The 6,473-nt window shown below is 64.7% G+C and carries 8 protein-coding genes and 1 pseudogene; 4 read left to right on the plus strand and 5 right to left on the minus strand.

Annotated elements, in window-relative coordinates; translation table 11 throughout:
• Positions 1-10: 10 nt before the first annotated feature.
• On the minus strand, positions 11-1,267 hold the full coding sequence (locus tag RSO01_RS27270) for an MFS transporter (RefSeq protein ID WP_147153408.1): 1,257 nt from the start codon (positions 1,265-1,267) through the stop codon (positions 11-13).
• Positions 1,268-1,745: 478 nt separating this feature from the next.
• Between RSO01_RS27270 and RSO01_RS27275 the strand changes: the two genes are divergently transcribed.
• The gene (locus RSO01_RS27275; protein ID WP_147153410.1) at positions 1,746-2,402 is read left to right on the plus strand and encodes a hypothetical protein; all 657 of its coding nucleotides are present in this window, start codon (positions 1,746-1,748) and stop codon (positions 2,400-2,402) included.
• 324 nt (positions 2,403-2,726) lie between these two features.
• Positions 2,727-2,942 carry a hypothetical protein gene (locus RSO01_RS27280; protein ID WP_147153412.1) on the plus strand — a complete coding sequence of 72 codons (216 nt, stop codon included), beginning with the start codon at positions 2,727-2,729 and terminating at the stop codon, positions 2,940-2,942.
• A 36-nt stretch (positions 2,943-2,978) separates the two neighbouring features.
• Here RSO01_RS27280 and RSO01_RS27285 read toward each other — a convergent pair whose 3' ends face one another.
• From RSO01_RS27285 to RSO01_RS27295, 3 genes are all read right to left on the minus strand, one after another.
• On the minus strand, positions 2,979-3,224 hold the full coding sequence (locus RSO01_RS27285; protein WP_147153414.1) for an ABC transporter permease: 246 nt from the start codon (positions 3,222-3,224) through the stop codon (positions 2,979-2,981).
• A 28-nt stretch (positions 3,225-3,252) separates the two neighbouring features.
• Positions 3,253-4,641 (minus strand): serine hydrolase domain-containing protein, encoded by a 1,389-nt coding sequence (locus RSO01_RS27290; protein WP_147153416.1) that lies wholly within the window; start codon positions 4,639-4,641, stop codon positions 3,253-3,255.
• A gap of 67 nt (positions 4,642-4,708) precedes the next feature.
• Entirely contained in the window at positions 4,709-5,002 is a 294-nt protein-coding gene (locus RSO01_RS27295) for a hypothetical protein (RefSeq protein ID WP_147153418.1), read from the minus strand.
• A 183-nt stretch (positions 5,003-5,185) separates the two neighbouring features.
• Between RSO01_RS27295 and RSO01_RS27300 the strand changes: the two genes are divergently transcribed.
• Positions 5,186-5,740: a hypothetical protein gene (locus RSO01_RS27300; protein WP_170303395.1), complete on the plus strand. Its 555-nt coding sequence runs from the start codon at positions 5,186-5,188 to the stop codon at positions 5,738-5,740.
• A gap of 188 nt (positions 5,741-5,928) precedes the next feature.
• The gene (locus RSO01_RS27305) at positions 5,929-6,195 is read left to right on the plus strand and encodes a hypothetical protein (protein WP_246158852.1); all 267 of its coding nucleotides are present in this window, start codon (positions 5,929-5,931) and stop codon (positions 6,193-6,195) included.
• Between the two features lie 133 nt (positions 6,196-6,328).
• Here RSO01_RS27305 and RSO01_RS49060 read toward each other — a convergent pair.
• A pseudogene (locus RSO01_RS49060) lies at positions 6,329-6,473 on the minus strand (ABC transporter substrate-binding protein); the annotation flags it as partial.

Raw genomic sequence — 6,473 nt, forward strand, 5'->3', positions numbered from 1 at the left:
GGCCCTCTAGTCAAGCGCGCGCCGGCACCGCGACCGGCAGCATGACGGTATGCGCCGCAAGCCGCGCCCGGTCGGCTTCGGGCCGGATGAACAGCAGCCCGATGATGCCGCCCGCCAGCAAGAGCCCGCCCAGGATGACGTAGCCCTGCTCGTAGCCTACGACCGGCGAGGACGCGTTCTGGATGGTGGCGCCCATGGCGAGCGGCGCGATGACGCCGGCCAGCGTGATGATCGAGGAGGTGATCGCGAGCATGGCGGCGCGCTGGGGCTGCGGCGTCAGTTCGCTCACGATCATCGGCGTCACCACGTAGATGGAGCTGCCGATGGCGGCGCCGACCACCAGGAACGCCACCTTGAGGCCGGGCGTCGGCATGCTGCCGACGAAGGGCAGGATGCAGCCGCCCAGGGCCACGGTGGAGGCGGCGAGAACGCCGCGGCTGAGGCGACTCGAGACGCCGGCCTTCTTGAGGCGCTGCGAGAGCCAGCCGCCGGCCAGCACCACGCACATGCCGAAGATCCAGGGCAGGATGGTGAGGTTGCCGCCCACCGTCTGGCTGTAGCCCAGGCCGTCGACCAGGTAGGAGGTGAACCAGGTGAGGCCGAGCGCCAGTCCCCAGTAGCTGGCGAAGCCCGCACAGCAGGCGGCGACGATGCTGGGGCAGGTCAGCAGGCGGCGGTAGGGCACGCGCTCGACCATGCCCTCGGCGACGTGGGCCGGCTGGTCGACCAGCGTGCCTTCGCGGCCGAAGATCAGCCAGAGCACCACCCAGCAAAGGCCGGCGATGCCGAGCGCGCCGAACGCCCAGTGCCAGGAATAGTTGACGATGATCCAGTTGAGCGTCGGCACGGCGATGATGACGCCCAGCGCCGAGCCCTGGGCGATGATCGCCGTCGGCATGCCGCGCAGCTGGTCGGGGAACCACTTGTAGATGGAGTGCAGGGCGACTGGCGCGGCCGGCCCTTCGCCCGCGCCCAGGATGATCCGGCAGGCGATCAGCATCTCGAGCGTGACCGTGCCCAGCATGGGGAACTGCACGACCGACCAGATGATCGCCATGACCAGGAGCGTGTGGCGGGTCTGGACGCGATTGGTGATGAAGCCGACCACGACGCCGGAGATCGCAAACAGGAAGAAGAACGACGAGCCCAGCAGGCCGAACTGCTCGGGGCTGAGCTTCAGGTCGGCCATGATCGGCTGGGCGGCCAGCCCGACCACCACCTTGTCGGCGAAGTTGATCAGCATGAACAGGAGGAGGAGGGCGGTCATGCCCCATGCGCCTTTGAGGGGGCGCGGCTGCTGGTCGGTCAAGTCTTGAATCCTCCTGGGCGCATGAGACAGGAGTGGTACGGAATGTACAAGTGGCGCGAACAAGCTGTCTCTCGGGCGTCGACGCCCCGGTGAACAAGCCGACGATGAGGCGCTACGCAGGCTGCGTTTCGGCCAGTCGGGGCTAAAGCCGACGTACAATTCGCGACCCAGCGGCCAGGTCGTCAAAGTAAGATTGTCCGCACGCACCCCTGAAAGCTAATTGAGGCGCGGTTGCCGGTGGCTTTGGGTAGGGCGAACGGCAACAGGCTCTTGGGGTGTTCGTGACAACCATTCGGTAGGCAACGCGCGTGCTCGCGCGCGCGTCTCGACGGCTCGATTTCGTGACGGCGTCACGGGTGGGGCCGGACCAGCCTGCAGGTTGTGACGGCGAAGTCGTTTTGGGATGGCCCGTGCAGGCCGGGATTGGGGGACCAGAATGTTCGTCGAATACAGCTCGGACGGCCAGATCCTGGCCGCATACGTGGAACAGCAGCTGCCCGACCAGAAGTGGGTGCCGCCGTCCAACGAAGCCTTGCAGGCCTTCCTGGGCGACGTGCCCAGGCTGGGAAAGGATGCGAAGGGCAGGACCTGTTTGCTGCCGGCTCCCCTTCCGCCCACGCCCAAGCCGCCCACGTCCAAGCCGTGCCCTTCCAAGGCTCCGGAAGCACAGATGAAGCGAGCGAGCCGCGTGTGCGGACAGTCCGCGATGCCAAAGGTGGACTACAGCCTGGCCATGCGGTTCGCCTGCGCTCTCTACGAGGACACCCTGCACGAGCCGCTGCCATGGCGGTGGATTGGCGACACCGTGAAACGCGCAGGGATGCACGATGATCAGTTCAAGCGGGCCTTGGAGGTCGCCCAGGCCGCCGGCTTGCTCAATGTACACGAGGGCCGCTCGGTGGCGCTGACCATTGCAGGCATCAGGGCAGTCCTGCGGTGGCGAGTCGGCGATGAGGATGCGCAATCGGCTGTACCGGCCCTCCCGGCCCATCCCCCTGCTCCTGAGCAGCATTCGCGTTGGGACGGGAACGCAGTCCCTGCAGAGCTCCCGCCGGTGCGGGGGTTTGCGTTCGGGGTCGCGCAAGATTGGTGAGGGCGTCCCCTGGACCGATTGCTGTGCGGTGCCCCTTGTCGAATGGAGTGGTCCGGTGAGGAGGATTGTCGACGTCTTTATCAGGGATACCCTGAAAGGCTCCTATCCCGTCGTCATTGAATGCCAGGACCGTCCGGGTGAAGACGAATTTGTCGACCAGGTCCGGATCGGCCTGGATCGGGGTTTCTATTCGGAGGATGACATCGAAGTCGCGAGGTTCGTCGTCCGTGAAGGTGGAGGGCGGTAAGCGGCTCTGAAGTTGGGCTCGCTGTGGCGCAGCGCGCTGGCTGTTCGCGTCCTCGGCGGGCGAAGGGAGGAAGACACATGGCGCAAGTGATCGAGAGCTGTTTCATTTGCGACGGCCGGTACCGCATCCTTTGGGTCAAAGCCGTCGGCCCTCACCCACAGCGGATCATTGAAATCGAAGACATCGACGGGCGCGCGCGCTTTCACGGTTCTGGCGCGGATCTGGCTCGACTGGCGTTCTCCATCAAGCGCGCGCAAGCCAAAGTTCAGCCGCAAGGTCATACGGGCCCATGACACTGGAGGCTGGTATCGGCAACAACGATATCGCGATCAGGCCCGGGTTTCCGGCGCCGTCCCGCGGGCGAGCCGCGCGCTCCGCCATTCTCGCCGAGCCAACAGGGCGAAGGCGACGCAGGCCAATGCTGCAACGACAACGGCAACGATGGTCTCGAGGCTTCCATCGCCGTCGTCCGGTGCTTCGTCGAACAGGAGCTCGAACCACTGAGGCTGGATGATCGTCGCCACGGACGTCACGGCACTCAGAAATGCTGCGACGATGTAAGCAACCATTGGCATGCGACCGCGCATAGTCCCTCTCCATCGATCAATCATCGGCGAAGCGCCCGTCGATCGTCATCAGGCCGGCGCGATCGAACAGCTGTATTTTCGCGCCGTCGCTGATGACGGCGGAGCACTGGGACCCGAGCTTCTTCCAGGCCCGGCAGAGCTGGCCGTCGCGGACACTCCAGGAGCCGGTGTCGAGCTCGGTCAGCTCGCGTCCCCGCAGAACGACGGCGCTGCCGTCGGCATTGAGCCTGATCCGGTAGGGGCCCTGGCTTGCCGTCTCGCCATAGATCAAGGTCTTGCCCGGCAGGATCCGCTGGAGCGTCTCGCCCGTGGCGGGCGCAGTCCATGCCGCGGCGATCGACGCATCCGGCCCGATGTCGCGAAAGCCGCCAGCATCGAGCACGAGCCACAACAGCCGGCCGATCTCCCTGTAGCTCGCGCCGCCATCCACGTGGGGGCCACGACGAACGACGACCAGGTCGTAGCCCGGGATGACAAAGGCATACTGACCGCCAGCGCCCTGGGCAAAAAAGGTGCCTTGGGGTGGCTCGACCGAAGGCGCAAAGCCGCCGTCGAACGGGCCGGTCCACCACAGGTAACCGTAGCCGGGGCCGTACTCGGAGCGCGAGTAGGGCTGCGTGCTCTCCTCGACCCATTGCGCGGGGACGACCTGGCGATCCTGCCAGCGGCCCTTGTGGAGGTAGAGCAGGGCGAAGCGGGCAAGATCGCGGGCGCTCATTTTGATGGGATAAGCCGGATGGACCGATGATGCGCCCGTGAAATACTCGCCGTCGGACGGCCGGTAGTCCTGCATGCCGATCGGCCGGGCAATCTCGCGCTCGAAGGCATCGAAGATCGACGAGCGCACCGCGTGCTCATAGATCGTGCCGAGCGCGTTGAAATCCCAGTTGTTGTAGTACCAGAAGCTGCCCGGCTTGTGGCTGTAGCGGCGCGGGCGCTGCGCCGCCATCGCCGCCGTTTCGTACAGGGTGGCGTGATAGATGCCCGATCGCGCCATCAGGAGGTCGCGCACCGTGGCGCTCTTTTCCTCGGCCGTCAGCGACGGCTCGTTGTCGTCGATGCCGAGTCCGCCGATCGGCTGCCACAGCCTGATCTCGCCGCGCTCGACCGCAATGCCGATCAGCGCGCTGAGCAGGCTCTTGCGCACGGAAGCGAGCGGCGTCGTGGCGGACGTGTCGCCCCATTCGGCAACAACGGCTCCGCGATGCACGACCATCACCGCGATCGAGCCGATGTGCTGCGACCATTGCTCCGCCTTCGCGAGCTTGTCCCTCGACCAACCGGTGGTCTCGGGGTCGACACGCTCCCAGGCGGCCCCGGGGAAACGATCGCCGGCCGCCGCGAGTTGAGCGGCGAGCAGCAGGCAAAGAACGGCTGCGACCAGTCGAAGCGCGCAAAGCTTCATCCGCGACCTTCCACGGTTCTTCGCGTGCGAGCTTGCCAGTTCGAATGCCGCCTCGCCAGCAGCCGATTCATCGGCCCGACAGAAGAGCAATGAACGCGATTTCGACGATGAAGATGGCCAGGTTGAACCCGACGATCCATCCGACGATGGCGACCAGCCATGAGCTCGCGGGCAACCGCCTGGCCCACCTTATGGCCATAGCTGCTGCAAACAGTGCGAATGCAGAGCTGGCACCGACGGCCCAAGTCCTGTCTGCCGGTGGGGCAATTTCCGGCGCCAGCCAGAAGACAATCGGAACAAGTGCGATAAGGGCGAAGGATAGGCCTGCGCCGAAAAGCAGTGCCCTCAGGAAGCCCTTCATGAAGCTGATGGTCTGCCGCGATGGAGGCCCGGTCTGTGGCATCCATCACAAACCATCCGGCCTGCCGCAGCTAAAATTGCACCATCCTCGAGGAGACGAGCCATGGCAGTGGATCGCCGCCTACCCAGGCTGCACGACGCCTTGCGTCGATGCTCGGCGCAGCCGCCCGGCCGCATCGTCACCATGGTCGCAAGGGTCACACCGGCGCTCGGAGTCGGGATCCGCGACCTGCCGGCCTTGGACCGCGGCGCCGGGATACCGGGCGGCACGGTGCTGCCGACCTGGATCGACGGGTCGGGCGCAATGGAGATCGTCACCTGGAACACAGGTGAAGCATCCGACCTGCGTCGATATGGGAATCGCAGTCACGCCGAGGCGCAATTCTTCGAGTTCATGCGGGGCCGCGACTTCACGAGTGTCGATATCGAGATCAGTCATAGTCCTTGCACGGCATGCGCCGACATGCTGGTGGGCCTGTTGAGATCCATGAAGGCCAAGGGCACGACAATCTCGCGGCCGCCAAGTCGCCGCGTCGGCCAAAGGATCTATGTCGGGGCCGCGATAGAAACACCGCCCAACATTCCTGCGACGCTTCGATGGGGCACGCTGTTTGAAACGCCCCCTCAGGCGACCACGCCGCACTCCCTGCGTGAGTTGCATGCTGTCGGGTGGCACATGGCGGCGCCGCGCACCGCCATCCCGAACGATGCCGGGACCCCGGCCATCTCGTTGTTGTAAGTCGTCAATGAAAAATCGGTACTAGGCTCAAAACCCATAAAGCCTGGCCCGCCGTGTCTGCTTCCGGCTGGTCTCCGGACATTGGAAAACGTCAATCGGTTCGTCAGAGATTGACCCACAGCGGACCTCGTGCCGAATAGATATGTTCGGCCTACGCAACCGAGCGCCCAGGCTGGGAGGAAATCTTCATGGCACCACCCCGTATCACTTTAAATTTGGCTGCCGAAGGGCTGTTTGAGATGTGGCTCAATCCTGAAGGGCGTGACCTGCTTGTCCAGAAGCTGCAAGCGCAGACAATCGAGAACGAGCACTTTCATCTGGGCCCTGCACCCACCGGAGAACTTGAAGTCGCCACTAAGGCCTATCGCGAAGACGACCGGGTGCTTGAGTGGGGCAAGGTTTATTTGAGGACCGACGAGTGGGACGAAAAATACTTTCCGCACGTCCTCAAGTGAGGCGAAAGCGAGAGAAACGTCATCTATGATGCGGTGTCCGGCGGCCCGCCGGACGCAGCCGCCGCTTCCGCGGCTGGCATAAATGAAAAAGGGCGCCGACGGCGCCCTTTCCCCGGTCGAGTGACCAGATCGATCATTTGATATACGGGCACTTGCCGTCCTTGAGCGGACGATAGGCCTCGTCGCCCGGCACGGTGGCCAGCAGCTTGTAGATGTCGTCCTTGCTCTTGGACTCCTGTGGCGACTTCACCTGGAAGAGGTACATGTCGCGCACCAGG

The organism is Reyranella soli, from assembly GCF_007992495.1.
Taxonomy (GTDB): Bacteria; Pseudomonadota; Alphaproteobacteria; order Reyranellales; family Reyranellaceae; genus Reyranella; species Reyranella soli.